The sequence below is a fragment of the Exiguobacterium sp. s141 genome (genome assembly GCF_018618085.1).
Lineage (GTDB): Bacteria > Bacillota > Bacilli > Exiguobacteriales > Exiguobacteriaceae > Exiguobacterium > Exiguobacterium mexicanum_A.
This window is the reverse complement of the sequence record NZ_JACSLJ010000003.1, coordinates 149,705-175,525: the sequence shown is the minus strand read 5'-3', so window position 1 is coordinate 175,525 and position 25,821 is coordinate 149,705. Positions and strand designations below refer to the sequence as shown.

Sequence of the window (25,821 nt, the reverse complement as noted above, 5' to 3'; positions counted from 1 at the left end):
AATAAGAACTGGCAAGGTTTAGGCAACTGCAAATGTTGGTATTTATACAAAGAGTCAAATAAATGAAATCATTTCAAAAAGAGATTGGAGGAAGATGTTAAATGAACAATACTACTTATAATTTCAACACGTTCATGTCATGGCTGCCTGAGCTTTTGCTCGCATTGCTTATTCTTGTCGTCGGATTCATTTTGGCGAAAGTTCTTGAAAATGTGACGCGCAAAGCGCTTCGCAAAGCACGTCTTGACGACCGTGTAGGGGTAAAACAAGAAGGTGAACCCGGAAAGCCTGCAAGAGAGGAAAAGCGGTGGACGCCTGAACGCATCATCGCAAAAGTCGTCTTCTTCGGCGTACTGCTTCTCGCATTCTTAATTATCTTTGAATTCTTGAACGTACCAGCTGTCGCTCAACCGTTCAGTCAAATCTATGCCGGCTTCTCTGGCTTGATCACAGGCGTGATTAAAGCAGGTCTCATCCTGCTCGTCGCATGGATTATCGCGACGCTCTTGAAGAAAGGGATTCAAATGGCGGGTCATCGCCTCAACTTGAACAAGTTGATGGAGAAGACGGGCCAAGAGTCGACGAGCGTCAATCAGACGAAATGGGTCGACACGGTCGCCAATATCGTCTTCTATCTCGTCTTATTGTTAGCTCTTCCAGCGGTACTCGATGCGCTTGGGTTACGAGGCATCAGCGGTCCGTTTGAAGACTTGTTGAACAGTTTCCTTGCCTTCATTCCAAAACTTGTCGCTGCAGCCCTTATCTTCGCGATTGGTTATGTCGTTGCGAAAATCGTCCGCGATATTTTGACGAAGTTCTTGGAAGCGGCAGGTCTTAACCGCTTCGCCGAGAAACTTCACTTGGCTGATTACGTGAAAGGGTCAAGTCTCGCGAAAGTGGTCGGTACGATCGTCTTCATCTTGATTATGATCCCGGTCACGATTTCAGCGCTTGAAGCGCTCGATATTCGCGGAATCTCGGATCCAGCCATCTCGATGCTCAACGACGTCTTGGCAATGATTCCAAATATCATCGTGGCCATCGTCTTGATTCTCGCAGGTGTCTTCCTTGCTAAATGGTTGAAAGGCGTCGTTGTGTCTCTCCTTGAGAACTTAGGCGTCAACTCACTCGCTAGTAAGATGGGTCTCGGTGGTCGCTCGTCGTCATCGACATCAATCGCACAAGTGATCGGAACAATCGTTCAAATCATCATCATCTTGTTGTTCGTATCGGAAGCACTTCAAGTCGCGAACCTCGACTTTATGGCTTCACTCGCAACAGCAATCTTTGCTTACTTGCCAATGGTTATCGCAGCCATCGTCATCTTGGCGGTCGGTTTCTGGCTCGCGAACATGGCAGAGCGTCTCGTCGGCAGTGTGCTCGTAGATGGAGCTGGTCAACCGAGCGTCTTGCGCTACGTCGCGAAGTACGCGATTCTTGGAATCGCCTTCTTCATGGCGATCAGCCAACTCGGCATCGCACCGATAATCGTCAATACGGCATTCTTGCTCATCCTCGGTGCGGTTGCTCTCGCCTTCGGCCTTGCCTTCGGTCTTGGCGGACGTGAGACAGCGGCTCGATACTTGAAGAAAGCTGAGAAACGAATCGATGAGACAGAAGTATCGAAAGAAGGTCTCGAGCAAGAAAAAGCACAGATGAATCAAGAAGCCGAAGCTGCGAAGCAACAGGCGAAACAAGGTGTGGAACAGTCGAAACGTGAAGCGAATCAAACGAAACAAGAGTTGAAGCGTGAAACGAATCGGCCCCAAGCCCCACAATCTGATGTGACGAACGTAGACGGTCCAGAACCGAATCCGTTCCATGACAACATCACACCAGATCAAGATAACCGTTCACTTGATGACAACGAAGGTCCACTTCGTCCATAACAGTGAATGACGGGTCCCTATATTGGGGCCCGTTTTGTTTTGCTGTAAAATAGTGTCACTTTTGTCGATATAATAAGAAACAGGTCGGTAAGAAGGCAGGAGTGACATACATATGTTCAAACAGTTTCAACGTACGCTCATTATGAACTACATATGGGGATCAGGCATCGCCGTGTTCGGTGTCGGGGGGCTGTTCATCTTTCAGACGCTCGATTTATCCAAGACGGAGATGCTCATCCTCTTGGCTATCATGGGGCTGTCCGGGATGATGATGATTGGGCTTGAACTGCTTCTTTATCGACGTCACATCCGCCCGATCCGTCGTGTGTTTCAAACAGAGACACCAACGTATGAGGAGCTTCAACAGGCGTTCGATCAAACGAGTCACTTTCCTACGTTGACGGTGAAACGGATTCTCGGTCCACATTTGTTCGGCTTGTCCGTGCCGGCGATGAGTATGACGGCACTCGCCATCGAACAAAGGTGGATTGACTTGCCGTATCGGTTGATTGGCTTGGCGGCGTTCGGTGCTATTTTAATCGCCATCTTGCATGCGTTGATTGAATTCTTTTTGACCTATCGCTCGGTTGAACCGTTGTTGCTTCAGTTGCAGGAGATGAGCGGAAACTTGTACGGGCGGCCGCTCCAAGCGACGTATCGCTCCATTAGCGTCCGGACGAAACTATTGATCAGCATGCTCGTCATCGGTGTGTTCCCGGTCGCATTGTTCATCCTCGCGTCCGGGGTGCAACTATCGACTGTCAATCAGGTCGATGCATACTGGCAGTGGGCGGCTGTGATTTTAGTCGTTATCATCGGGGTCGCGACGTTTAGCAGCTTTTTGCTGTATGCCAACATCAAACGTCCAATCAGTGCATTAACCGAAGGGGTCGCCGCATTAGATGCCGGACGATTGAATCAGATTGATAACCCTTACTCGGATGAGTTCGCCCAACTCGTCACGGGCTTTAATCAGATGGTCACGAACGTCACGTATCGAGATGCGGAAAACGAGCAACTGTTGAACAGTCTGTTCGTCTTGTTCGCTGCAACACTCGATGCCCGGGATTCGTATACGGCCGGGCATTCCGAGCGAGTCGCCGCCTATTCTGTCGAGTTGGCACAGGCGCTCCAGTTGCCGGCCGGACAAATCGAGCTGCTCCGCAAATCGGCGCTACTCCATGATATCGGGAAGATTGGTATCCGTGACGATGTGTTGTTGAAGGAAGGGAAGCTGACGGATCATGAGTTCGCGCAAATTCAAGAACACCCGACCATCGGAATTCATATTTTGAATCAAATTTCCCTACCGGCTGCGTTACAACCGATATTGGCAGGTGTCCGGTCCCATCATGAACGGATTGATGGGCGCGGATATCCGGATCGGTTGGTCGGAGAGGAGATTCCGCTCTTCGGTCGTATCATGGCAATCGCCGACGCATATGACGCTATGACCTCTGACCGTCCATATCGGGACGGGATGCCAGTCGAGAAGGCTCTATCGATTTTAGAGAGCGGTCGCGGTACACAGTGGGATCCGGCGTTCGTCGATGTATTCATTAGGTTACGACGTCAGGCCATCTCTGCTTAAACAAACAGGTCCGCCCCACAATTGGGCGGACCTGTTTGTTAAAGGAACGTTTCAATGAGATACACCCCGACGATGCCGCCGATGACGACGAGCATCAAGTTGACCCGAAGGAATGCGAGCGTTGCGGCGACCACCCCACCCGCTAAAGCTGACGTAAGACTGGTCGTTGCCTGCAGGATGCCCGGGAAAATGAGACTGGCGAGCACCGCATAAGGCGTGAAGAGTAAAAACCGCTTCAAGAGCGGAGGTAATTTCAAGTCCCGGAGCCAAAGCAGCGGCACGAGTCGCGGGATATATGTGACGAGCGCCATGGCAAGGACGAGCAACAAGAGGCTGATCATGTTTCGTCCTCCTTATACAGCAAGGCTCCGGCTCCAGCGGCGACAATCGTGGCCAAGATGATGCTCAAGCCGGACGACAGCGGGATGAATGGAGAGACGCCGAAGTAGAGAATGGCTTGAGTCAAGACGGCGATTGCAGCCACGACGATGACCGGTTTGCGGGTAAGGGATGGGACGAGTAGGCCGATGAACATGGCGTACAAGGCGATGCCCATACTCGCTTGGACCGAGGCGGGCAAGCCGAAGGCGAGAAAGACGCCAATCCATGTTCCGACGTTCCAAGCCAAGAAGGCGATTAGGTTTAGCCCGAGCACAAAGTGACCGCGCGTCGACTCGTCACGCGTCGAGGCGACACTGAACGTCTCATCGGTCACGCCGAACGCGATGGCAGCCAGAAATCGATTCGAGGTCGTCTCGAGACGCTGGGACAACGACGCCGACATAAGGAAGTGCCGCAAGTTCAGGATGAACGTCGTCAAGATAATCTCCCAATACATCGAACCGGCCATGATCAGTTGGACGCCAATAAATTGACTGGCGCCGGCGAAAATGAATAAAGACATGGCGAGCGTGATGACGTTTGGCATATCGAATGATTTCGCAAGCAGCCCGAAAGCGATGGCAATCGGGATATAGCCGACAGCGACCGGTATACCGGCCCGCATGCCGGAACGGAAGGCGTCCTTATTCGGGATCGGTGTCATTTGCGAGACCGGAGTTGCCATGAGAACCCCTCCATTTCAGAGATGATTAGTTGTGGATTCGAGATTGGGTCACGCTTTCCTGCTCGAACCCGAAAAAAATAGGGTATATATAGGCGATAAGGAGTGTGAATATATGAGTCGTGCTGAAGAATTTATCGCATCGTATCACCGGATCGAGGATCATTTGAGTCGCGAGATGGGGGACGGCCAGCATTTCAGTTTCAGCAACATGGTCAATCGTCTCGCCAAACATAATCCCATTATCGAACGCTATAAAGAAGATTTACATCAGATGAGTCAGTTGCGCAACGCCATCGTCCACGAGCGGCGTGAGCCGGATTTCATTATCGCCGAACCGCATGAATCGATTGTCAAGTTGATTCTTGAAGTCGAACGGGAGTTGCTTCACCCGCGTCAAGTCATCCCGCTGTTCCGTAAAATCGTGACGACGTTCAACGCCGATGACTCGCTGGTCGCCGTGCTCGGTGAGATTCGAGACAAGAATTATTCGCAGTTCCCCGTCTATAACCAAGACGGGTCGTGGCGAGGGTTGTTGACGAAAAAAGGAGTGACCAGTTGGCTCGCCGAAACGGTCGACGGGCCACATGTGTCACTCGAAGGCGTTCAAGTCAAGGACGTACTCCATCACGACCCGCACCTGCGACGGTACCGGTTTATCGCGCAAGAGACGTCGGTCATCGAGGCGCACCATCATTTTATCAGTATGAAGGACGGCGTCCGTCTCGATGCCTTATTGATTACCGAGACAGGACAAGAAGATGAACCTTTGCTCGGGATCATCCGGCCGCAAGATATTTTATACGTCATCGGTTGAGGCGCCGTGCTCGATGGCGACCTCATATTGGGTGACCGTGTTTCCAAGGACGATGGGCTTCACTTCAGAAGTACCGTCGTCCCGTTTTTTATGGGCATGTTTATACGCTCCGCTATCACGCCAATTTTCGAAGCTCGCCGCATCGCGCCAAGTCGTCATGATGACGACTTGATCTTTCGTCTCGTCCGACGTATCGGTCAACACTTGCATCCGAACGAACCCATCCATCGACTCGATGCCTTTCGTCGTCTGGAAACGGGCTGTGACCGCAGCGACTTTCCCTTTTTCAACGTCTAGCTTGTTCATGACAATCCACATGCACATGTCCTCCTCTGCGATATCGTACGCGTCCATTATACCTTGAACGCATTCAATGAATCGCTCGAGATGCTCGCGTCAACGTTTCGCCCACCAGTCCTCGAGCGTCCAGTTTTGTTGTTTGATTGTGGTCGCTTCTTTTACACCGACATAACGAAGATGCCACGGTTCATAATTGTAGCCGGTGATCTTCTCTTTGCCTTTCGGATAGCGAACGATGAACCCGTAACGGTGTGCCTGTTGGAGCATCCATTTGCCTTCAGGGGTTTGGTCGAACGAGGCATAGAGCCCCATCCGCATCCGTACACTCGTCATATCGACGGCGAGTCCGGTCTGATGTTCGCTATGGCCGGGACGGGCGACATATTTTGAGGCGTATGCCGTGCCGCGGGTATTGACCCAATACATGTAAAGCGATTTTTGCGTGGCATAGGAGCGATAGGCACTGAGCGCATACAGCGTATGTCCTTCTTTTCGACCGGCATAATAGAGACGAGCGAGGGCGTGAGCGGCTTCAGCGGCCATGAGGGTGCGCTCGCTTCCTTTTGTATAGACGGTCGGGATGGTCAACGTGACGAGTTGATGAGAGCGATACGTGCTCGATAGTCCGTGTTGTTTATTGACGAGTCGAAGCCGTTCTGTGGCCGTAAGTTTTGGGATCCCGGCTTTCAAATTACTAGACGGAGTGTAGTAGCGTGTGCCATTGATGTAGACGTTCGACCAGCTTCGGTTGTAGGTCGTGTAGCGGACAGGCGTATTGGTCAAAAGCGTCTTGGCGACCGGAGACGATTGCATCGCCCGCCAATACAATTTCGTCGTCTTGAGGGTATAGCCTGGCTGAGGTGAAGGCGTCGCGGCAAAGGTGGACGTGGTGGGGAAGATGAGCAACAGGACGAGGAGTACACGGATGAGCTTCACAGGAAAGACCCCCTTTTTGCTGGATAGTCTTCTTTTCCCGGTTTTTAAGGGGATGAAAAGAAGAGAAATTGGGGAATAGTGAACAGGACTGTCTCCGCCTCTTGACCTGCTTCCTGTACTGCGCGAGCCCGATGTGATGGAGAGCGGGAAGTAGTACACTGAATGTAAGAGGATGGTTGAGACTAGAAAGGAGTGAGCGTATGGAACTCATTTTTGGTTTACCGTTATTGTTGCTCGTCTTGTTCTTCGCCTTTTTGTATTTCAACATCAAAGGGTTATCGAACATGTGGAAAGACTATGATCGGACGAAGTCGATGATGCCGCTCGGGTTCTTTATCGTCGGGATTATCGGGATCTTCACCGGCGTTTGGACGTGGCTCGTCATCTTGATTTACTATGCAGTCCGTCCGAAAGCCTGACCTGACACCGTGTGCGAAAGCGCATGGTGTTTTTTTGCTATACTGGGGGTGAGGTGTTGTCATGGAGAAATTGATCAAGGCGTGGTTCATCATCACGCTCATAACGTTTGTATTATTCAAACTCGGCGAGACGATGACTGCCGCCTATACAGAAACGGCGGGTGAAGGGAATCCCTACGTGCTCGTCTTGCTCATCGGTTGGGCGTTCGTCCTGTTGTTCATCTGGATTACGATTCGGCTTGCTCGGCGTGCGGTCGAATCGGTTCATCGCCTGGGACGAGTCGGTCTTTTAGCCGGGAGCCTCGTGATGGCGGGGATCGGTCTATATATCAACGCCGGTCAAGCGGCTTCGCTCCGGGCTGGAATCCGTGCTTCTGAGAATGCGGCGTACGCCTCAGGATGGAACCAGTTCACGAACATCATTTATGCGAACCAATTGACGTTTTTCGTCTTGACGGTCAGTTGCATGGCAATCGGGATAGCGTTTTCCTTCGTCACGCGAAAACAAACGAACGAGGAACGGCTCAACTAGCCGTTCCTCGTTCTTGTTCACTGCAATTTGTTTTGATAGAGACGAGCGTACCGGTCGGCCGCGATGATGGCATCGGCCACTTGTTCAGCGGTCACATCGAATCCACTATGAATCGTCTCACCTTCCGCCGTTGCCGCTTGACCGACTTTTAGGATGTCTTCACGGGAAGCGTCTTTCAACTTCACGTCTTCGAGTGTGACCGGCAACTCGAGCGCCATATACAAGGCGACGTAGCGGTCGAACTCTTCCTGCGTTCGGCCTTCGAGCGCAAGTTGGACGAGTGTGCCGAACGCGACTTTTTCCCCGTGCGTCAAATGGTGGATGTCTCCGTGGAGGGCGGTGAAGCCGTTATGAATGGCGTGGGCCGCTGCGAGCCCGCCGCTTTCAAAACCGAGACCACTTAGAAGTGTGTTCGCCTCGACGACGGACTCGAGTGCCGGAGTGACGACTTTGGCCTTCACCGATTCATAAGCAGGGATTCCGTAATCGAATAGCACCTCTTCGCAGCGTTTGGCGATGGCTTCCGCCGCAATCGTCGGGACACCACCCGCCATCGTTTTGCCACCGAAGGCGAGGACGCTCCGGACTTCGACCCATGTCGCGAGCGCGTCGGCAATTCCTGAGGCGAGGAAACGAGCCGGGGCTTCAGCAATCAGTTTCGTGTCGACGAGAACCAAATCTGGATTCTTTTTATAGAACCGATACGTCTCAAAGTTTCCTTCATCCGTATAGATGACAGAGAGGGCACTCGTCGGCGCATCCGTCGAAGCGATGGTCGGCACGATCACGATGCGGGCGTCCAGTTCGTCAGCGACGGCTTTGGCCGTATCGAGCGTTTTCCCGCCGCCCATCCCGATGACGACTGCGGTATGGCTCTCTGCGGCCGTTTTGGCAATCCGTTCAATCTCGTGACGGGAGGCCTCACCGACGAAATCGGCCTTTTCTGCGTTGACGCCGCTCGCTTTAAGTGAATCGGTCACCCGCTCCCCAATCAAGCGCCAGACGATGTCATCGGCGATGAGCAACGCCTGTGACCCGAAGTGACCGACATGGTCCCCGATTCGATCGATTGTATTCTTGCCTTGCACGTACTTGGCCGGACTGATAAATACGCGTTCTGCCATAGTCAACATCCTTTCTAAAGTAACAGTGACGACAGGACAACAGTAGGTTTGTTCCCGATACAGCCCCTCCTTCAAACAGTCCTACATGTGACATCTCGGTGAAACTGCTTTGGGCTTTCTTCACAACCCGCCAATAATCACGAGTAACACTATCAAAGCGACGACGGCAAGAAATCCCCAGTCGAGTACATGCTTCATCACGGTCGTTCCCTCCTACCAGCTGATGAGACCAGTATAGATGGTGGATGGATTTCTGCCGTTCTAAAAATAGGACCTGGTCAAAAAAAGAGTAGCGTTAAGGGTTACAAGGTTTGAATGAACTCACAGCGGGAACAACTCTTTCGTATGCTTAATTTAGAAGGAGGAATTTGCAATGTCTAAACATGTACTGATTGTCACGACTTCTGCGAATCAACTGGAGAACGGTCACGCGACAGGGCTTTGGCTTGAGGAGTTTGCTGCACCGTATCTTCAATTCGAGAAACAAGGTTATAAAGTCACAGTAGCGAGCATCGAAGGTGGAGACGTGCCAATCGATGCGAACAGCCTAGAAGGCGATTTGCCGCAAGAGGTGTTGGACACGAAACACCTGTTGAAAGATACGGCGCGACTCGATCAAGTGGCCGATGACACGTATGACGCAGTCTTCCTTCCAGGCGGACATGGCACGGTCGTTGATTTCCCGAACAGTGAAACGTTACAGCGTGTCATCCGTGATACGTATGAAGGCGGAAACGTCGTCGCGGCCGTCTGTCATGGACCGATTGGACTCGTCAACGTTAATTTGAGCAACGGCGATCCGCTCGTCAAAGACAAGCGCGTGACAGGATTCACGGATGCCGAGGAACGCGAGATGCAGCTTGACTCAGCGGTACCTTTCCTCCTTGAATCGGCGATGCGCGAGCGCGGTGGAAAATTTGAGGGCGCAGACAACTGGGCTGTCAACGTAACGGTCGATGAACGCCTCGTTACCGGACAAAATCCGCAATCTTCAGAACAAGTCGGGGCAGAAATCGTCAAATTGCTCGGATAATCCCACAGACAGCTTAGGTTACTCCTAAGTTGTCTTTTTTTCGGACATATGTCCTTTTCAAGCCTTCTCATCTCACGTAAAGTCAGACGAGGAGATAGGAGGAAATCGGATGGGTCTGTTATTTGCCGTGTTTTCGGGCACGTTCATCGCATTGCAAGGGATCTTTAATGCCAAGCTCGGCTACGCGGTCGGTGCTTGGATGTCGGTCACGGTCGTTCACCTCGTTGGTCTTGTACTTGCTCTTCTCATTTATGCGTTCAAGCGGGATGCAGACATGACGGCGTTTCGGCGCGTACCTTGGTACTATAGCTTGGGCGGTCTGTTCGGGGTGTTTGTCGTTTTCGGAGAACTGACCGCTATTCAACAGCTCGGTGTGACTTGGGCGATCTGCGTCTTGCTCGTCGCCCAATTGATCGGGGCGTTTTTGATTGATGTGAACGGATGGTTTGGTGTGAAACGGAAACCGCTCAACCAAGGTCAGCTCACAGGACTTGCCTTGATGGTCGCCGGGATTGGCATTTACACGTTCACGTAAGGGGGAGACGGATGAAAGTAGAGGCAGCACTAGAACGACTCGGGTGGGCCCACCTGTTCTCGGAACAAACATTAGAGGCATCGACGATTGTGACGTATCCGTCCGGAGCGATGCTCTGCACGAACGATAACCCGATCGAGTCTCTCTTCGTCGTGTTAGAAGGGCGTGTCAAAATCTATACGTTGAGCGAGGAAGGCAAGTTGCGCTTGCTCCGTTTAAAGATGGCCCCAACATTGATTGGGGATATCGAATACGCCAGCGGACGCAACGTACTCCACACGGTCGAGGCGGTCGGGGCAGTAACCTGTCTGCGCGTGCCGTTTGATGTGCTCCGCACGCATAACCGAACGATCGAGTTCACGGAGCATCTTCTGCGCGGCGTATCTGAGAAACTGTTCATCGAGGCGAATGCCTCGTCGAACCATCTCATGTCGACACTCGAAGAACGATTGGCGGGATATCTCGTCTCGCTCAGCGAATCAGGGAACGACTTGTTCCAAGACGAGATGAGTCAGTTGAAACGAAAAGAAGTGGCGGAATGGCTCGGGACGAGTTATCGTCATTTGAATCGGACGTTACAATCGTTCGCGGATGAAGGGCTCGTCGAAAAGACGCGGACAAAAGTAACGATTTTAGATGCGACTCGATTAAAAGAACGTGCCAATGGCATGTTGTACGAATAAGGAGGCAACTCATGATAGTAGGAATCATCTGTTCGGCGGTAGCCGGCGCATTTATTAGTGTACAAGCTGCAGTCAATGCCAAAATGAACGCCCATCTAGGGGCATGGGCGACAACGGTGCTCGTCTTCATTGTCGGCTTGCTTGGATCGCTCGTCCCACTCGCTTTGTTCGGTGGTAATGTTCACGGCGTATTCGAAATCTCGCCGATATACGCGCTCGGTGGGTTGCTCGGGGTCGGTGTCGTCTTCTGTGTGATGCGAAGCATTCAATTGCTCGGACCGACGCTATCGGTGTCCATCATTCTCGTATCTCAGTTGATATGGGCGCTCGCCGTCGACCTAATGGGAGCGTTCGGGATGCAACAGTTGTCACTGTCCCCAGGGCAGGTCATCGGGTTGATGGTGTTGCTCTTAGGCGTCATCGTCTTCAAACAATCTCAAGCGGCGGCCCTGCATCAGGAAGGCGCATCCGAAGCCACTTCACGTTGAAGGGGCTTTTTTCTTGAGTGAAACGGGTACAGGTGAATAACAAATTTCTGATATGATGAGATTGTAGTACGAAATATACGCAGAGGTGATGAAAACAGTGGATTCTTCCATAGTGATCGATTTACTGATCGTTTTATTCTTGATTGTGTTGAACGGGATTTTCGCGATGACGGAAATCGCACTGATCTCGTCCAAACCGGCCAAACTTGAAGTCGAGGCGAGCCGTGGTAAACGCAGTGCCGAAATCGCACTCAAGTATTCAAAAGATCCGACCGACCTGTTATCGACTGTCCAAGTCGGAATCACGTTGATCGGGATTATCAACGGGGCTTATGGGGGTGCGCGTTTCTCGGCGCCGCTCGCCGATGTGTTCGCCAATCTTGGCATGAGTCCCCAGTACGCACCGACCGTCGGTTACGTCGTCGTCGTCACGATTATCACGTATTTGTCGCTCATCATCGGTGAGCTCGTGCCGAAACGGATTGCGCTCGTGGCTCCGGAAAAAGTCACGATGGCGATCATTCCGGCACTCGACTTATTTAGTAAAGTGATGCGACCGTTTATTTGGATTTTGTCGAAGTCGACACTTTTCCTTTTCAAATTGCTTGGCTTGAAAGCGGAGCAATCGAGTGGTGAGACCGAGCTCGAAATTAAGCAACTCTTGTTCGAAGGAGCCCAGCAAGGGGCATTCGCACACGAGGAAGTGCAGCAGGTCGAGCGTGTGTTTGCGTTCCATGACCAGCTGATTTATGAATTGATGCAACCGCGGACGACGCTGGAATGGGTCGACCTTGAAGACGATATGGACGATATCAAGAAATCGATTTATGAGAGTAAACACAATAAACTCCCGGTCGGGCGCGATACGCTCGACGAGTTCGTCGGTTATATCGATGTCCGTGACATTTTGACATTATCGACGCTTCGGGAGCCCTCACAAATTTTGAAGCGAATCAAACAACCACTCATCGTCCCAAAACAGCGAGAAGCGAGCCAAGTGTTGCAGATGATGCAGAAGAATGGCGTCGAAATCGCCTTCGTGCTCGATGAGTACGGCGGATTCCTCGGGATGGTCACATTGTTCGATATTCTAGAAGAAATCGTCGGCGAAGTGATGATTGAAGAAGAAACACCGGAAATCGTGCGCCGTGAAGACGGTTCCTACTTGGCCGATGGTTTGCTCGGGATTGAGGATTTGAAGCGGACGTTCGGAATTCGAGACAATCGTTTTGATGAAGGGCGTAACTCGTATCATACTCTTGCCGGACTTGTTATTTATGCGCTCGGCGATTTCCCAAAACGGGGAGACGTTGTCGAAGCATATGGTCTTCGATTCGAGGTCGTCGATATGGACGGCAAACGTGTTGACCAAGTGCTCGTATCGATGTTGCCTGAACAAAAAAAAGAAGACTGACGCCGCGGCGTCAGTCTTCTTTTTTAGGCGCGTTCCATGTCTCGAATGCCGCCTGCATGAGGACGCGGGCGGTATGAAGCATCGCCCGTTCGTCCACATCGAAGCGGGGATGATGGTGAGGGAAGACGGCACCGACTTCCGGGTTACCGGCTCCGGTGAAGAAGAAGCTGCCCGGTACGTGTTGCATATAATAGGCAAAATCTTCTCCGACCATGAGCGGGGACATTTCGATGACGCCATCGGTGCCAACGACGCGAGCGGCGCTGCGACGGACGTGATCGGTCTCGATGGGATGGTTGATCACGGCGGGGTAGCCCCGGATATAGTCGAGCTCGTAGTGCGCTTCGCTCGCCGAACAGATATGGGTGATAGTCCGCTCCATCTCGGCGATGATGCGTGTTTGCGTCTCCGGTGTGAACGTCCGTACCGTGCCAGACAGCTTCGCTTCATCGGCGATGACGTTGAATGCCTGACCGGCAACGAACGTGCCGACAGTTAAGACGGCCGGTTCGAGCGGGTCGATGCGACGACTGATGACTTGTTGCAACTGGCTGACGATATTCGTTCCGACCATGACGGCATCGACCGTGTGTTGCGGGATGGCCCCGTGACCACCTTTGCCTTTGACGGTCAGTTCGAAGCGATCAGCCGCGGCCATGATCGGTCCCGTCTTCACACCAATCGTCCCGTATGGAAGCGGGGTCCAAATATGAGAGCCGTAAATATAATCGACACCGTCAAGACATCCATCTTCGATCATCGGTTTGGCCCCACCTGGCGCGAGTTCTTCCGCGAACTGGTGAATGAGGACGACATCTCCCGGAAGGTCGATTTCCGTGAGTGCTTTCGCAAGGACGAGCAACGTCGCCGTATGCGCATCATGACCGCAAGCGTGCATCGAGCCATTCACTTTCGAGCGGTACGGGACGTCCTTTAAATCTTGGATTGGCAAGGCGTCAAAGTCGGCCCGAAACGCGATGGTCGGGCCTTCGCCGCCATGAATGCGTGCGACAACACCGTTGCCACCGACATGTTCGCGCACATCGAGGCCGAGGTCGCGCAAATAAGCTGCAATCGTCTGAGGTGTCTCTCGTTCTTCGAATGAAAGTTCGGGATGTTGATGGAAGTGGCGGCGGAGCGTCACCATCTCGTCGTATAGCTCAGTCAAGCGTGAATCGAGGTCAGTCACAAGCATGATTTACACTCCTGTCCGTTGATCATTTTTGGTTGAAGCAAGGTCCATACGTCGTGTGAATTCAAATCGTCGAGAATCGGACGATGTAATAAGGTTTGCGCTTCGTCAGCCGTCACCCATCTGGCATCACTGTGCTCCTCGGAGAGGGTGACGGTCGTCGCGACCGGGTGAGCTAAGTACGTCATGATGACGACTTGACGATCCGGGGCGGTCAAAAACGTCGTGGCGTACAACAATTGCTGGACCGCCACATGCAAACCGGCCTCTTCGAACACTTCCCGTTCAAGAGCGTGTTCGAGCGACTCGCCAAAGTCGAGTTTGCCTCCGACGAGTTCCCACGTGCCGGGATTGACCTCGTCATCATCAGCTCGTTTGATGATGAGCATGTGGTCGTCTTGCACAATCACCGCTTTCACGGCAACAACGATGGTAGGAACGGACATGATGACACTCCTTTGTATGAATTCGTGAGAAAACCCACAGCATATATGAATCATTTTCTACATATTCCCTAAGTTATGCTTATGGTATACGACAAAAGGGAATTAATACAGGAGAAAATCATGAAATGAGGTGTCGAAATGGGTTGGATTATCGCAATCGGTATCATCGTTGTCTTGGCGTTCATCTATTTCTCGATGTACAACGGACTCGTCAAGTATCGAAACTGGGTCGACGAGGCGTGGGCGCAGATTGATGTCCAGTTGAAACGGCGTTACGATTTGATTCCGAACTTGGTCGAAACGGTGAAGGGCTATGCCAAGCACGAGCAAGAGACGCTCGCGAAAGTCGTCGAGCTCCGGAATCAGCTCGGGTCGAAGACGAGCCGTCAAGAACAGATGGAAGTGAACGATCAATTGAGCGGTGCGCTGAAAAACTTGTTCGCTCTCCGTGAGGCATATCCAGACTTGAAAGCGAACGAGAACTTCAAGATGCTCCAGGAAGAACTGACGCAGACCGAAAATAAAGTCGCCTACTCACGACAGTTGTATAACAATACGGTCATGAAATATAACACGAAAGTCGAATCGGTCCCGACGAACATCATCGCCTCTGTTCACAACTTCGAAAAACGCGACATGCTCGAAGCGCGTGAAGAAGAACGTGAAAACGTGCGTGTCTCATTCTAATGGATTGGAGTGGCGACGATGATTTTATATGAACAGATTCGTAAAAATAAAATCAAGACCGTGTTCATCGTGGCCGGATTTGTCCTGCTCGTCTTAGGAGTCGGGGTGGTCATCTCGTATTTGAATTATGGCGACCCGCTCCCGGGACTCATCTTCACGCCGGTATTCTCGCTGTTTTATATCGGCATCGTCATCATGTCGAGCACGAACATCGTCATGAAGATGAACCATGCCCAAGAGATCACATCGGTCGACCAGCATCGGTTTCTCTGGCACACTGTCGAGAACATGGCGATGGTTGCGCGCGTCCCGATGCCGCGCATCTTCATCATTAACGATGCGTCCCCGAACGCATTCGCGACCGGGCTGAAACCAGAAAAGGCAGCCGTCGCCGTGACAACTGGACTGCTCGACCAGTTGACGCGAGAAGAAGTCGAGGGTGTCATCGCCCATGAAGTCGCCCATATCAAAAATTACGATGTACGACTGGCGACAGTGACGCTCGCCCTTGTCTCGGTCATCGCCATCATGAGCGATATCGGGTCGCGGATGCTGTTCTTCCGGAGTGTTGGCGGCCGCCGCGACAACAACCAAAACCCGATTTTTATGATTGTCGGGCTCGTGTTGTTGGTTCTCGCACCGCTCATCGCCACGCTCGTTAACTTGGCCATCTCGCGAAATCGTGAGTTTTTGGCGGACGCGAGCGGGGCCGAATTGACACGTAATCCGGATGCGCTCGCGTCGGCGCTCGAGAAAATCGCCAATATCCAGACACCGGTGAAGGAAGCCTCACGTGCCTCGGCGTCGCTCTACTTTTCAGACCCGCTCAAGAAAAAGCTGAGCGGTCTGTTCTCCACGCACCCGAACCCGTCTGAACGGATTGCCAGACTGAGAAGTATGTAGTGCATAACGAAGGTCCTCTTTTTAGGAAGAGGGCCTTTGTACGTGAATCGGATCAGCCTATTTCACATATCCAGTTTGTATTGATTTTGAATGGGAATGATAGTAAAAAGAGGACGGATTGGAGGGGACTTCATGTTTGAGTCGGCACTTGAGTTAGGCATTGTCATCTTCTTATTGATTTACTCAGTCACGGTTTCGCTCATGTTGATGTCAGTCAAAAAGAAGAGCTGAACTTAACATAGGAGCAAAGGCAGTAAAAAGCCACCTCGCGCGCGAGGTGGCTTTCGTCAGTTACCCGGCGCGATGGCTCCGGAGTTTTTCAATCTCTTCGAGGACGAATTGGACGTTCGTTCCGACGATGACTTGGATGTGGTTCGGGCTGACAACCTTGATACCAGGGATGCCTGCTTTCTTGATTTGGGCTTGGTCGACCGTATCCATGTCTTTCACATCGACGCGGAGACGTGTGACACACGATTCGATGCCCGTGACGTTTTGATCGCCGCCGAGACCATCGTAAATCATCGCTGCCATCGCTGAATATTGACCGCCGGCAGCGACTGGAGCTGTCTTCGTTTCGCCTTCAGGAGTCGTTTCCGTTGCGACCGCGTCAACCGCTTCGTCTGACTCGCGGCCAGGTGTGGCCAAGTTGAGCTTGACGATCATGAAGCGGAAGATGACGTAGTAGATGGCACCGAAGACGAGACCTTGAACGAGCAACATGTACGGTTGGTTCGCGAGCGGTAACCGTGAGCTGAGGACAAAGTCGACAAGACCGGCGCTGAAGCCGAATCCGGCCGTCCATTGGAACGTCGCCGCGATGAAGAGGGAAACCCCTGTCAAGACCGCGTGGACGAGGTAGAGAACTGGTGCGAGGAACATGAACGAGAATTCGAGCGGTTCCGTGACACCTGTGAAGAACGATGCGAACGCTGCGGCGAGAAGGAGCGAGGCCGCTTGTTTTTTACGTTTTGTTTTCGCGGTATGGTACATAGCGAGGGCTGCTGCCGGAAGACCGAACATCATAATCGGGAAGAATCCGGCTTGATAACGACCCGTGATCCCTTTCACACCTTCACCTGACCAGAAGTTACCGATATCGTTAATGCCGGCCACATCGAACCAGAATACCGAGTTCAAGGCGTGGTGAAGACCAGTTGGGATTAACAGACGGTTGAAGAAGCCGTAAAGGCCTGCCCCGATTGCACCCATTTTCGAGATGGTTTCCCCGAAGCCGACGAGTCCTGTGTACACGACCGGCCAGACGAAGTAAAGGGCGACCGAGACGAGGATCATCGAGAATGCCGTCATGATTGGCACGAGACGCTTCCCACTAAAGAAGGCGAGTGCATCTGGTAGCTTCACATGACTGAAGCGGTTGTACATTTGAGCAGCGACGATACCTGACAAGATACCGACGAACGCGTTGGCAATCTTACCGAACGCTGGGTTGACGGCTTCGACGTCGACACCTTGGAACAAGGCGACAGTTGCCGAAGACAAGAGTGTCGTGACCGTGAGGAAGGCGACAAGTCCGCTTAGAGCGGCTGAGCCGTCACGGTTTTTCGCCATCCCGAGGGCGACCCCGACTGCGAAGAGAATTGGAATGTTATCGATGATCGCTGAACCGGCTTTGATCAAGAATGCGGCGGCGATGTTTTCAGAACCCCAGCCGACCGGGTCGATCCAGTAACCGATCCCCATGAGAATGGCAGCTGCAGGAAGTACGGCAACCGGCAACATGAGGGAACGTCCGAGACGTTGTAAAAAGTTCATCATTGTGAATGTCCTCCTTTTTGATGGTGTTGATCTTGCAGGCGTTGAATGTGGAGCGTGATGTAACCAAGCTCTGATTCGGGCAAGACGATGCCGTATAAGTCTTCCATTTCGTTTGCGACGTCAGACGCACATGCATAGGCCGACGAGAACTTCGTTTGAATCATGAGAAGCATATCTTCGTCGATCGTATGGTGATCGTAATGGTTGACCCGATCCATGACGAATCGTAAATGAGTTAATAAGCGTTGATAGGATAAGTCATCTTCTTCTATAGATAGATCGAGTCGTCTCGAAATCGATTGAATCATGTCACGTACGATTGTCGTCTGTTTGACCGTCTTGCGTAAATCACCTCCCTTCACTTTTAGTGTATGGATGTGGAGCGCGATAAAAGCCGCCTCATCTTTCGGCATCTTGACGCCGAGTTTATCCTCGATGAGGTGAAGCGCCCATAGTCCGATCTCGTACTCGTTGCGATATAAAATCTTAATCTCGTTCAACAGTTTGTTCCGAAGCGATATCCCTTCCTGCTCGCGTTCGATGGCGAACGAGATGTGATCGGTGAGGACGATATGGATGTGTTCGTTGAACGTCGTCTCGAGCCGCTTTTCCGCATACGTTATGATTTCTTCGGAAATCGTGAAGTGCTCGATTGGAATCCGCGTCAGCAATTGTTGAAACTTATCGTTCTCCGACATGACGAACAGTTTTTCAACTTTATGCGGATTGACGATATCGTTGCGTGCCTTCTTGAACGCGACGCCTGGTCCGATGGCGATCTTCTCTTCGCCCTCGTCCGAGACGATGACCGCGTTGTTGTTTAAAATCTTTTTAATTTTTAACATGTGTCCTCCTAACGAGGAGTCATTGTTCCGCTTGAGCGACGACGGTCTTCCCAGGAAGCGATGGGCCTCCTGCATGGAACGAATACGGGTGCTCTAACGTGCTCCCGTTTGTGATGACCATCGGAGTGACCGTGTCTTTACCGGCTCGCTGGATTTGTTCCAAGTCGGCCGTCAACAGTGGCTGTCCGGTCGTGATCGTGTCACCGACTTTGACGTGAACGTCGAACGGGCTTCCCGCAAGCTCGACCGTATCCAGTCCGACATGAATCAAAATTTCAGCTCCGTCTCCCGAACGGATACCAATCGCGTGCTTCGTCGGTGCGACCTGAATGATGGTTCCATCTACCGGTGCGACGACCGTTCCGTCCGTCGGCATGATGGCAATCCCGTCGCCCATCATCTTCTCGCTAAAGACGGGGTCGGTCACTTCCTCAAGTGGAATGATGTCTCCTTCCATGGGTGCGTAAAGTGTCAGTGTATGTCTCTTCATCCACTTATTCAATAACATGTTCGATTCATCCTTTCGCTTGAAAAATGATTGTGAAAAAACAAAACAGGCATGGAGTATAGACGGGTGGCGTGAGCCTTTCGTCTTACCCCATGCCTGATCGAATCAGTCACATGTGATCATTATTCGTTTCGTCACCCTCAAGATAGCACGCCGATGTATAGATATCAAGAACTAATTTGTAAGCGTTCTCTAGAAATTTTACTTCTTCGAAAATCTGGTGTATAGTAAGGGCGAAACTGAATGAGAAAGGTGTTGCATGTTAATGAGTGAGGTCGTATCTGCCTAACGAACTGAAAAATGTTGGATGACGCGTGTTTTTGTCATGCCTTCATGTTCTGTTACAGATACCGCCCTTCATAAACTGCCAGACACCGGTCTGTCTTTTTGCGTTGGTCGTCATCGGCCGACGCTTTTTGTTTGCGCGGTATCTCCATCCCATTTTTAAGGAGACTTCCATCATGAATGAACAAACATTAGACAAATTACAATATAACGACTTGATTCAACACGTCGAACGATACTGCATCAGCGGATTCGGGCGAAACTTGTTACGAAGCCAGCGTCCGACGAGCCATCTGCAAACGGTGAACAAACGGCTCCAAGAGACGTCGGAAGCACGCGCGATTCTCGACGCGACGTCACACGTCCCGTTTATCGGCGTATCCGATATGGAACCGCTCATCGGAAAAATCAGCCGGGGCATCCAACTCGAGGCGAGCGAACTCGAAGCCGTCGCCGAATTTTTCCGGGGTGCCCGAAAACTGAAGCGGTTCATGGCCGAGCAGGCGTTCTTTGCACCACTTCTCTCACAGTATGCGGGCGAGATGAGCGAGTGGCGCAGTATCGAGGAAGACATTATCCAGTCGATTCGCGGAGGACGGGTCGTCGACGAGGCGTCCAAAGAGTTGAAACGGGTCCGCAAACAAATCGACATTCTTGAAGGACGGATTGAAGAGCGATTGAATAAGTTCTTGAAGAGCGCCGCGAACCGGGAAGCGATTCAAGACGGCTTTGTGACGAAGAAACAAGACCGATTCACGATCCCAATCAAAGCGTCGTATAAACATAAAGTCGCCGGGGCGATCGTCGACACGTCGAGCCGCGGCACGACCGTCTTCATCGAACCGGAGGCGGTGGCGAAGCTGAACGCGGAACTCGTCGTCAAACGGACGGAGGAAGCGGTCGAAATCTATCAAGTGCTCGCCACGCTCACCGGTATGGTGGCGGAAGCGTTACCAACGATTGAAGCGACGCTCGACGTCATCGCCCAATACGACATGGTGTTCGCGAAAGGGAAGTATAGTCAAACGATTGACGGCATCGCCCCGCGCGTGAACGGGGTCGGGAAAATTCGTTTGAAACAAGTTCGCCATCCACTCCTCGAACGGGCGGTCCCGCTCGATTTCTCGCTCGGAGAGACGTACCGTGGACTCATCATCACCGGACCGAACGCCGGCGGGAAGACGGTCGTCTTGAAGACGATCGGTCTGCTCAGTTTGATGACGATGAGCGGACTCCATATCCCGGCGCATCCGGACACAGACATCTCGACGTTTGACGACGTGTTCGTCGACATCGGGGATAACCAGGATATGGGGTCGGCGCTCAGCACGTTCTCGGCCCACATGAATAATGTGGCGAGCATCATGCAGAAGGCCGGGAAACGGTCGTTGCTCCTATTCGATGAGATTGGGAGCGGGACCGAACCGAACGAAGGGGCGGCCCTCGCCATCGCGATTTTAGAAGAGGCGTACCAACGCGGCTGTCTCGTCGTCGCCTCGACCCATTACGGCGAAATCAAGGCATATTCGGAGTCGCATCCCGATTTCATGAACGCGGCCATGCAGTTCGACCCGGACACGCTCGAACCGAAATATCGGTTATTGATCGGGCAGTCCGGCGACAGCAACGCGTTATTCATTGCCCGGAAAATGAAGCTGCCCGAGAAAATCTTAAAGCAGGCATCGCGTTATATGCATGACAAGACGTACGACCAGTCGCTCCTCGATCCGTCACGGCTGACGCAAGACGTCGTCCGACCAGTCGTCGAACCAGATCAAGTTCTATATAAAGGCGACCGGGTCCGCCTGCTCGAGACGAATCAAGTCGGTCTCGTCTACGCGATGGACGAATCGTTGCGTCAAGTCACCGTGTATGTCGACGGCACGTTCAGCGACCATCCGCTCCGCCGGATCCGGCGTGAGGCGAAGGCGCTCGACTTATATCCAGCTGGTTATGACCTGGAGACATTGTTCGTCGATTACCGGGACCGGAAAGAAGCCCACGACTTTGCCCGCGGTTCCAAGAAGGCGCTCCGTCGCGTCGAGAAAGAGATTCGGGCGCGGCAACGTGCCGAACGAAGCAAATGAGTGTATCCGGGAAGACACTCGGGTAAGGAACAAGGACCGGGAGTCATCACGTACAGTTCGGCTTTCGGGTAACGTGTCGGAGGTGACTGGATGTTTTGGTTAAGTTTATTGTTCGCCATCGGATTTGCCTTGATTCACTACTTTTCAGGACAGTTGATTCACGTGCGCGAGACGCCGCGGAGCCGGTTTCTGTCACTCGCCGGCGGTGTCGCCGTCGCCTATGTGTTTCTTCATCTCTTGCCTGAATTGAACGACTATCAACAAGAACTCGAAGGACATCTCGAGAGCGGACTGTTCGCCTCGATCGAGAATCACATCCTCGTCGTCAGCATGCTCGGTCTGGCAGTGTTTTATGGCTTGGAACGGTTGGCCACGCAAATGAAGAGACGCGGCAACGGCAACGTGTTTTGGATTCACATGGCGTTGTTCATCGTCTACAACTTCAGCATCGGCTATGTGCTCGCGGAGAGCGAGTTCGATACGGCATGGGCAATGACACTCTACTTTGTCGCATTGGGGATTCATTTCATTACGGTCGACCAGGGGCTGAGGCATCACCATCAGGAGTCGTACGACAGGCGAGGGCGATTGTGGTTGTCGTTGGCCGTACTTGCCGGGTGGGGAGTCGGCGCTTTTTCAGCGCTCCATGAAGTGACGCTGTCGATGATTGTCGCGTTCTTGGCCGGGGGGATCATCTTGAACGTCATGAAAGAAGAGCTACCAGAAGAACGGGACAGCAGCTTTCGCGCGTTCGCTGTCGGGCTCATCGGGTACGCTTTACTGTTATTGGCCATATGAAAAGGCAACCTCGCGGTTGCCTTTTTGCTTACAGTGAATTGGTACTCTGATTGTCTACGTTATTATCAGTCGCAGGTGTGTCCTCATCTTGGTTCGGTCCACCGAATTGACCATCGTGATGTGGGCCATGCCCACCTCCGTGACGTCCACCGCCAAAGCCACGCATGTCACCCAAGTCGTCGTAACTCGTGACGTCAGCAAAACGTTCTTCGTGGTCGGCGAGAATCGCGTCGGCCTCATCTTGCGTCAAGTCACCGGATTCGACGGCTGCCTCAAGTTTCGCTTCATGAGAAGTGATCATCGCCTCGATGAACTGTTCAATGGTGATCCCTGTTTCTTCCGCGAGTTCAGGAAGCGATTGTCCTTCTTCGCGCGCTGCTTCCACGTCGGCTTCGGTCAACCCGAGCGCCTCGAGCAAAGCGGCCTGACCGGCTGCCCGGTCACCGAACATGCCCCGCTCGCCTCGTTCCCCGCGTTCGCATTGGGTCGTCGTTTCCGTTCCGTCGGTCGTTGTCGTGTCGTTCGTGGCGGCGTAGACGCCGGTTCCTGAGACGGCAAGTAGGCCGGCCAGGGCGATGGCTAATTTAGATGTCTTCATGTCAATCTCCTCCTTTACTACCTCAAGTGTAGGACGTGGGTGATCAAAAGTTGTGAGGGAATTGCAAGGTTTCTGCAAATTGTCTTTGGGAAATGATGGGTTCGTTTCGCGATGCGATATAATGGGGGTGGAGGCGATAAAGATGAACGTACTCGTAGTCGAAGATGAACCGAAATTAGCGGACGGGCTCGCCCGCTTTTTAACGTACGCGGGGTTTCACGTCAGTGTGGTCGGCACACTCGCCGAAGCGAAGCGGCAGCTCGAGCAACCGTTCGATGCGGTCCTGCTCGATGTTCGTCTGCCGGACGGGGAAGGTTGGACGCTCATCCCGAAATTGAAGACGCTCAAGCCGCGACCGGTCATCATCTTGGCGACGGCACGAGGAGAGGCGGATGACCGTGTGTTCGGCCTCGAGCTCGGGGCCGACGATTATTTGGTCAAACCGATCGTGTTAAAAGAACTCGAAATTCGCCTGAAACGTCTCGTCAAACAGACGGACGAGATCTCGTTCGGCGACATGATGGTGGACGCACGATCCCGTACGGTGACCGATCACGGCCAAGCGATTCGGATGACCAATAAAGAATACGAGTTGCTCCTCTTCTTCTTGAAACATAGTGGAGAAGCGCTCGATCGCAACCGCCTACTTGACGAGGTGTGGGATTATACGTTCGCCGGGGACACGCGCACGGTCGACACGCACGTCAAACAGTTGCGTGACAAATTGCCGACGATGAAGCGGTACTTGAAGACGGTGCATCGCGTCGGTTATCGATTGGAGGAAGTCCGATGAGCCGGTTAATGAAGAAGTTGCTCTGGACCGCGATCCTCCCTCTCGTCGTCATGGCGGTGCTCACATTTGGTCTGACATCACTCTTGATTGGGCGTTTCGCGGAGACGGAGAGCTATGACCAACTCGAGCGTGAAGCGGACATCGTGTATGAGGCGCTTGTGGATGGACGCAGCATACCGGGTCAACTCGATGTTCTCGTGTTTCAAGACGGGGAAGCGGTCAATCTTGATCGTGGGGGCAGGATGCGTCGACATATGTCGCCAGCCCTCGATCCAGACTCACTTTCTGAACGAGATGAGGTCAGTGTGAACGGGGCGCGGTTATTGACGTTCCTTCGGGAAGAGGGGGATGTGCAAATCGTGACGTACGCACCCGTCCCGCTGTCGAATCCGCAGTTTCGTCAAATCTACGTCATTCTCGGGAGCGGGTTCTTGCTCGCGCTCATCGTCGCCGTCGGTGTGACGTATTGGATGGGGCGGCGTTTGACGTCCCCGCTCGTCGAGTTGAAGCAGGCGACCGCAGCCATCATGTTGGGCCGGCATGACATCACACTGCCGCCTGTCACCGACGACGAGATTGGCGATTTGACGGAAGCGGTCCGTCAGATGAACACATCACTCGAAGAGAAAGAACGGATGCAAAATACATTCATCTCAGGGGTTACGCACGATGTCCGGACCCCGCTTGCCATTGTCCGGAACGAGGCCGAAATGCTTGAACTCGGTGTCGTCAAACAAGAAGATGTGGCGGCGACGGGTCGCAGTTTAACCGAGGAAGTCGATCGGATCGATCGGCTCGTCAGTCAGATGCTCGAATACTCCAAACTATCCGCGGGCAACGTGACACTTTCGCTCGAATCCGTTTGTTTGGATGCATTGATCAAAGAGACTGTCTCGCGGATGGATGAATGGTTCCGTCATAAGGAAGTGACGGTCACACTTGAACTCGTCGAGGACGCGGTCGTCCAGGCGGACCGATTGGCGATGGAGCGTGTGCTGTCGAACTTTCTTCAGAACGCGTATCACGCCAGTCCACTAGGAGGTGTGATCACGATCAGGCTCTCCGAGCGACGGCTTGAAATCGAAGACAAAGGGCCGGGCATTGCCGAGACGATGCGCGCCAACATCTGGGATATGTATGTGAAAGGGGACCGTTCGAACGGTCACGGACTTGGTCTGGCCATCAACAAGCTGTTGCTCGAGGCTCAAGGACTCGTTTACGGAGTCGAATCGAGAGAGGGAGAGGGGGCGTTGTTTTGGATCGAATGGGACTAAATTTATTTTTGCGGGGTGTCCGCTTAGAGCGAGATCGGATTGAAAAGCCAGGGTACCCGTTCTCGCTACCGATTTTTGATGGATTTGATGAATTGACGCTGACGAAGCCGGTCACGTTCTTGGTTGGTGAGAATGGGAGTGGAAAATCGACGTTGGTCGAAGGGATGGCCATCGCCGCCGGATTCAATCCGGAAGGTGGGGCGACGACGTTCCGTTTTGAGACCGAGGCAACGCATAGCCCGTTGTTCGAGGCGCTCCGTCCGATTCGGGGCGCGTACCGGCCGAAAGACGGATTTTTCCTCCGGGCCGAGACGGCATATCAACTGTCGAGCTATGTGGATGAGATCGCGCGAACGTCGCCCGACCCGGAACGGTTTTATGCGTCCTACGGCGGTCGATCGCTCCATGAGCAGTCGCACGGGGAGGCGTTTTTGTCGCTCATGCTCCATCGATTCCGAGACGGCGGACTGTATATTTTAGATGAGCCCGAGGCCGCCTTGTCGCCGATGCGGCAATTGACGATGCTCGCACGCATGCATGAACTCGTGCAATCGGGCAGTCAATTCATCATCGCGACCCATTCACCAATCCTCATGTCGTATCCGGACGCCGACATCCTCCAAGTCGAGACGGGACTCCGTCCGACGACGTTCGATGAACTCGAGCACGTTCGTGTCATGCGCGACTTTCTAGCGGCACCGGAACGGATGCAACGCATCCTGTTCGAGGATTAGACGGTGAAATAAGAAAAGAGCGGACGCGGCCGCTCTTTTCTTATGACTTCGTGACTTTGCGCAAGACG

Annotated in this window: 28 protein-coding genes; 17 read left to right on the top strand and 11 right to left on the bottom strand. The window is 52.8% G+C overall.

The window, feature by feature from the left end:
• Positions 1-101: 101 nt before the first annotated feature.
• The gene (locus KNP74_RS09335) at positions 102-1,889 is read left to right on the top strand and encodes a mechanosensitive ion channel (RefSeq protein ID WP_214764116.1); all 1,788 of its coding nucleotides are present in this window, start codon (positions 102-104) and stop codon (positions 1,887-1,889) included.
• Between the two features lie 112 nt (positions 1,890-2,001).
• A complete protein-coding gene (locus tag KNP74_RS09330) occupies positions 2,002-3,480 on the top strand; it encodes an HD domain-containing phosphohydrolase (protein WP_214764115.1) in 1,479 nt (492 codons plus the stop codon).
• Positions 3,481-3,518: 38 nt separating this feature from the next.
• On the opposite strand, the gene KNP74_RS09325 is transcribed toward KNP74_RS09330, so the two are convergent.
• Together KNP74_RS09325 and KNP74_RS09320 are read right to left on the bottom strand one after the other, a co-directional pair.
• Positions 3,519-3,821, bottom strand: coding sequence for an AzlD domain-containing protein (locus KNP74_RS09325; protein ID WP_138860152.1), 303 nt, complete (start codon positions 3,819-3,821; stop codon positions 3,519-3,521).
• Positions 3,818-4,546 (bottom strand): AzlC family ABC transporter permease, encoded by a 729-nt coding sequence (locus tag KNP74_RS09320; protein ID WP_214709642.1) that lies wholly within the window; start codon positions 4,544-4,546, stop codon positions 3,818-3,820. Before KNP74_RS09320 ends, KNP74_RS09325 begins: the two co-directional genes overlap by 4 nt.
• Positions 4,547-4,658: 112 nt before the next feature.
• On the opposite strand from KNP74_RS09320, the gene KNP74_RS09315 reads away from it, so the two are divergent.
• Positions 4,659-5,360, top strand: a complete 702-nt coding sequence (locus KNP74_RS09315) for a CBS domain-containing protein (RefSeq protein WP_214764114.1) — start codon at positions 4,659-4,661, stop codon at positions 5,358-5,360.
• Here KNP74_RS09315 and KNP74_RS09310 read toward each other — a convergent pair.
• The gene (locus KNP74_RS09310; protein ID WP_034780505.1) at positions 5,343-5,678 is read right to left on the bottom strand and encodes an antibiotic biosynthesis monooxygenase; all 336 of its coding nucleotides are present in this window, start codon (positions 5,676-5,678) and stop codon (positions 5,343-5,345) included. The genes KNP74_RS09315 and KNP74_RS09310 overlap by 18 nt on opposite strands.
• 78 nt (positions 5,679-5,756) lie before the next feature.
• Positions 5,757-6,596, bottom strand: coding sequence for a M15 family metallopeptidase (locus KNP74_RS09305; protein ID WP_214764113.1), 840 nt, complete (start codon positions 6,594-6,596; stop codon positions 5,757-5,759).
• Between the two features lie 200 nt (positions 6,597-6,796).
• On the opposite strand from KNP74_RS09305, the gene KNP74_RS09300 reads away from it, so the two are divergent.
• A complete protein-coding gene (locus KNP74_RS09300) occupies positions 6,797-7,015 on the top strand; it encodes a hypothetical protein (protein ID WP_034780509.1) in 219 nt (72 codons plus the stop codon).
• Between the two features lie 61 nt (positions 7,016-7,076).
• Entirely contained in the window at positions 7,077-7,547 is a 471-nt protein-coding gene (locus KNP74_RS09295; RefSeq protein ID WP_214764111.1) for a hypothetical protein, read from the top strand.
• 17 nt (positions 7,548-7,564) lie between these two features.
• Here KNP74_RS09295 and KNP74_RS09290 read toward each other — a convergent pair whose 3' ends face one another.
• Positions 7,565-8,671, bottom strand: coding sequence for a glycerol dehydrogenase (locus KNP74_RS09290; protein ID WP_214764110.1), 1,107 nt, complete (start codon positions 8,669-8,671; stop codon positions 7,565-7,567).
• 373 nt (positions 8,672-9,044) lie between these two features.
• Between KNP74_RS09290 and KNP74_RS09285 the strand changes: the two genes are divergently transcribed.
• From KNP74_RS09285 to KNP74_RS09265, 5 genes are all read left to right on the top strand, one after another.
• Positions 9,045-9,704, top strand: a complete 660-nt coding sequence (locus KNP74_RS09285; RefSeq protein WP_214764109.1) for a type 1 glutamine amidotransferase domain-containing protein — start codon at positions 9,045-9,047, stop codon at positions 9,702-9,704.
• Between the two features lie 109 nt (positions 9,705-9,813).
• Complete coding sequence (locus KNP74_RS09280; RefSeq protein ID WP_214764108.1) at positions 9,814-10,239, top strand: DMT family transporter; 426 nt, start codon at positions 9,814-9,816, stop codon at positions 10,237-10,239.
• Between the two features lie 11 nt (positions 10,240-10,250).
• Positions 10,251-10,922 carry a Crp/Fnr family transcriptional regulator gene (locus KNP74_RS09275; protein WP_084592951.1) on the top strand — a complete coding sequence of 224 codons (672 nt, stop codon included), beginning with the start codon at positions 10,251-10,253 and terminating at the stop codon, positions 10,920-10,922.
• Between the two features lie 11 nt (positions 10,923-10,933).
• Positions 10,934-11,410: a DMT family transporter gene (locus KNP74_RS09270; protein ID WP_214764107.1), complete on the top strand. Its 477-nt coding sequence runs from the start codon at positions 10,934-10,936 to the stop codon at positions 11,408-11,410.
• A gap of 112 nt (positions 11,411-11,522) precedes the next feature.
• Positions 11,523-12,824, top strand: coding sequence for a hemolysin family protein (locus KNP74_RS09265; RefSeq protein ID WP_371816328.1), 1,302 nt, complete (start codon positions 11,523-11,525; stop codon positions 12,822-12,824).
• 10 nt (positions 12,825-12,834) lie between these two features.
• Here the strand turns inward: KNP74_RS09265 and KNP74_RS09260 are convergent, their stop codons facing one another.
• Both KNP74_RS09260 and KNP74_RS09255 read right to left on the bottom strand, forming a co-directional pair.
• Entirely contained in the window at positions 12,835-14,019 is a 1,185-nt protein-coding gene (locus KNP74_RS09260) for a M20 metallopeptidase family protein (RefSeq protein ID WP_214764104.1), read from the bottom strand.
• Positions 14,010-14,462, bottom strand: a complete 453-nt coding sequence (locus KNP74_RS09255; protein WP_138860142.1) for an NUDIX hydrolase — start codon at positions 14,460-14,462, stop codon at positions 14,010-14,012. Before KNP74_RS09255 ends, KNP74_RS09260 begins: the two co-directional genes overlap by 10 nt.
• Positions 14,463-14,600: 138 nt before the next feature.
• Between KNP74_RS09255 and KNP74_RS09250 the strand changes: the two genes are divergently transcribed.
• Positions 14,601-15,149: a LemA family protein gene (locus KNP74_RS09250; RefSeq protein ID WP_034780526.1), complete on the top strand. Its 549-nt coding sequence runs from the start codon at positions 14,601-14,603 to the stop codon at positions 15,147-15,149.
• A 21-nt stretch (positions 15,150-15,170) separates the two neighbouring features.
• Positions 15,171-16,052, top strand: coding sequence for a zinc metalloprotease HtpX (gene htpX, locus KNP74_RS09245; RefSeq protein ID WP_167491887.1), 882 nt, complete (start codon positions 15,171-15,173; stop codon positions 16,050-16,052).
• Between the two features lie 291 nt (positions 16,053-16,343).
• Here the strand turns inward: htpX and nagE are convergent, their stop codons facing one another.
• The 3 genes from nagE to KNP74_RS09230 are packed head-to-tail and all read right to left on the bottom strand — an operon-like array spanning position 16,344 to position 19,166.
• Positions 16,344-17,831, bottom strand: coding sequence for an N-acetylglucosamine-specific PTS transporter subunit IIBC (gene nagE, locus KNP74_RS09240; RefSeq protein WP_114164981.1), 1,488 nt, complete (start codon positions 17,829-17,831; stop codon positions 16,344-16,346).
• Positions 17,828-18,676 (bottom strand): PRD domain-containing protein, encoded by an 849-nt coding sequence (locus KNP74_RS09235; RefSeq protein WP_214764103.1) that lies wholly within the window; start codon positions 18,674-18,676, stop codon positions 17,828-17,830. The genes nagE and KNP74_RS09235 overlap by 4 nt, the downstream gene beginning before the upstream one ends.
• Before the next feature lie 19 nt (positions 18,677-18,695).
• Positions 18,696-19,166, bottom strand: a complete 471-nt coding sequence (locus KNP74_RS09230; RefSeq protein WP_256441351.1) for a PTS sugar transporter subunit IIA — start codon at positions 19,164-19,166, stop codon at positions 18,696-18,698.
• 479 nt (positions 19,167-19,645) lie between these two features.
• Between KNP74_RS09230 and KNP74_RS09225 the strand changes: the two genes are divergently transcribed.
• Together KNP74_RS09225 and KNP74_RS09220 are read left to right on the top strand one after the other, a co-directional pair.
• Positions 19,646-21,556 (top strand): endonuclease MutS2, encoded by a 1,911-nt coding sequence (locus KNP74_RS09225; protein WP_214764101.1) that lies wholly within the window; start codon positions 19,646-19,648, stop codon positions 21,554-21,556.
• Positions 21,557-21,646: 90 nt separating this feature from the next.
• Positions 21,647-22,354 (top strand): hypothetical protein, encoded by a 708-nt coding sequence (locus KNP74_RS09220; protein ID WP_214764100.1) that lies wholly within the window; start codon positions 21,647-21,649, stop codon positions 22,352-22,354.
• Between the two features lie 28 nt (positions 22,355-22,382).
• Here KNP74_RS09220 and KNP74_RS09215 read toward each other — a convergent pair whose 3' ends face one another.
• Positions 22,383-22,952 (bottom strand): hypothetical protein, encoded by a 570-nt coding sequence (locus KNP74_RS09215; RefSeq protein ID WP_138860136.1) that lies wholly within the window; start codon positions 22,950-22,952, stop codon positions 22,383-22,385.
• Between the two features lie 142 nt (positions 22,953-23,094).
• On the opposite strand from KNP74_RS09215, the gene KNP74_RS09210 reads away from it, so the two are divergent.
• Genes KNP74_RS09210 through KNP74_RS09200 form a run of 3 tightly spaced genes read left to right on the top strand, consistent with a single transcriptional unit; the run spans position 23,095 to position 25,753 of the window.
• A complete protein-coding gene (locus tag KNP74_RS09210) occupies positions 23,095-23,745 on the top strand; it encodes a response regulator transcription factor (RefSeq protein ID WP_214764099.1) in 651 nt (216 codons plus the stop codon).
• Entirely contained in the window at positions 23,742-25,019 is a 1,278-nt protein-coding gene (locus KNP74_RS09205) for a sensor histidine kinase (protein ID WP_214764097.1), read from the top strand. The genes KNP74_RS09210 and KNP74_RS09205 overlap by 4 nt, the downstream gene beginning before the upstream one ends.
• Complete coding sequence (locus tag KNP74_RS09200; RefSeq protein ID WP_131471691.1) at positions 25,010-25,753, top strand: AAA family ATPase; 744 nt, start codon at positions 25,010-25,012, stop codon at positions 25,751-25,753. The genes KNP74_RS09205 and KNP74_RS09200 overlap by 10 nt, the downstream gene beginning before the upstream one ends.
• Positions 25,754-25,821: the final 68 nt, after the last annotated feature.

What these genes read in the sequence shown, in the direction of transcription:
- KNP74_RS09285 (WP_214764109.1), top strand. Translation starts at nt 9,045, where the DNA reads ATGTCTAAACATGTACTGATTGTCACGACTTCTGCGAATCAACTGGAG.
- nagE (WP_114164981.1), bottom strand. Translation starts at nt 17,831, where the DNA reads ATGATGAACTTTTTACAACGTCTCGGACGTTCCCTCATGTTGCCGGTT.
- KNP74_RS09250 (WP_034780526.1), top strand. Translation starts at nt 14,601, where the DNA reads ATGGGTTGGATTATCGCAATCGGTATCATCGTTGTCTTGGCGTTCATC.
- KNP74_RS09290 (WP_214764110.1), bottom strand. Translation starts at nt 8,671, where the DNA reads ATGGCAGAACGCGTATTTATCAGTCCGGCCAAGTACGTGCAAGGCAAG.
- KNP74_RS09235 (WP_214764103.1), bottom strand. Translation starts at nt 18,676, where the DNA reads ATGTTAAAAATTAAAAAGATTTTAAACAACAACGCGGTCATCGTCTCG.
- KNP74_RS09320 (WP_214709642.1), bottom strand. Translation starts at nt 4,546, where the DNA reads ATGGCAACTCCGGTCTCGCAAATGACACCGATCCCGAATAAGGACGCC.
- KNP74_RS09255 (WP_138860142.1), bottom strand. Translation starts at nt 14,462, where the DNA reads ATGTCCGTTCCTACCATCGTTGTTGCCGTGAAAGCGGTGATTGTGCAA.
- KNP74_RS09225 (WP_214764101.1), top strand. Translation starts at nt 19,646, where the DNA reads ATGAATGAACAAACATTAGACAAATTACAATATAACGACTTGATTCAA.
- KNP74_RS09295 (WP_214764111.1), top strand. Translation starts at nt 7,077, where the DNA reads ATGGAGAAATTGATCAAGGCGTGGTTCATCATCACGCTCATAACGTTT.
- KNP74_RS09270 (WP_214764107.1), top strand. Translation starts at nt 10,934, where the DNA reads ATGATAGTAGGAATCATCTGTTCGGCGGTAGCCGGCGCATTTATTAGT.
- KNP74_RS09325 (WP_138860152.1), bottom strand. Translation starts at nt 3,821, where the DNA reads ATGATCAGCCTCTTGTTGCTCGTCCTTGCCATGGCGCTCGTCACATAT.
- KNP74_RS09310 (WP_034780505.1), bottom strand. Translation starts at nt 5,678, where the DNA reads ATGTGGATTGTCATGAACAAGCTAGACGTTGAAAAAGGGAAAGTCGCT.
- KNP74_RS09200 (WP_131471691.1), top strand. Translation starts at nt 25,010, where the DNA reads ATGGGACTAAATTTATTTTTGCGGGGTGTCCGCTTAGAGCGAGATCGG.
- KNP74_RS09210 (WP_214764099.1), top strand. Translation starts at nt 23,095, where the DNA reads ATGAACGTACTCGTAGTCGAAGATGAACCGAAATTAGCGGACGGGCTC.
- KNP74_RS09280 (WP_214764108.1), top strand. Translation starts at nt 9,814, where the DNA reads ATGGGTCTGTTATTTGCCGTGTTTTCGGGCACGTTCATCGCATTGCAA.
- KNP74_RS09330 (WP_214764115.1), top strand. Translation starts at nt 2,002, where the DNA reads ATGTTCAAACAGTTTCAACGTACGCTCATTATGAACTACATATGGGGA.
- KNP74_RS09335 (WP_214764116.1), top strand. Translation starts at nt 102, where the DNA reads ATGAACAATACTACTTATAATTTCAACACGTTCATGTCATGGCTGCCT.
- KNP74_RS09275 (WP_084592951.1), top strand. Translation starts at nt 10,251, where the DNA reads ATGAAAGTAGAGGCAGCACTAGAACGACTCGGGTGGGCCCACCTGTTC.
- KNP74_RS09205 (WP_214764097.1), top strand. Translation starts at nt 23,742, where the DNA reads ATGAGCCGGTTAATGAAGAAGTTGCTCTGGACCGCGATCCTCCCTCTC.
- KNP74_RS09230 (WP_256441351.1), bottom strand. Translation starts at nt 19,166, where the DNA reads ATGAAGAGACATACACTGACACTTTACGCACCCATGGAAGGAGACATC.
- KNP74_RS09315 (WP_214764114.1), top strand. Translation starts at nt 4,659, where the DNA reads ATGAGTCGTGCTGAAGAATTTATCGCATCGTATCACCGGATCGAGGAT.
- KNP74_RS09300 (WP_034780509.1), top strand. Translation starts at nt 6,797, where the DNA reads ATGGAACTCATTTTTGGTTTACCGTTATTGTTGCTCGTCTTGTTCTTC.
- KNP74_RS09260 (WP_214764104.1), bottom strand. Translation starts at nt 14,019, where the DNA reads ATGCTTGTGACTGACCTCGATTCACGCTTGACTGAGCTATACGACGAG.
- KNP74_RS09220 (WP_214764100.1), top strand. Translation starts at nt 21,647, where the DNA reads ATGTTTTGGTTAAGTTTATTGTTCGCCATCGGATTTGCCTTGATTCAC.
- KNP74_RS09215 (WP_138860136.1), bottom strand. Translation starts at nt 22,952, where the DNA reads ATGAAGACATCTAAATTAGCCATCGCCCTGGCCGGCCTACTTGCCGTC.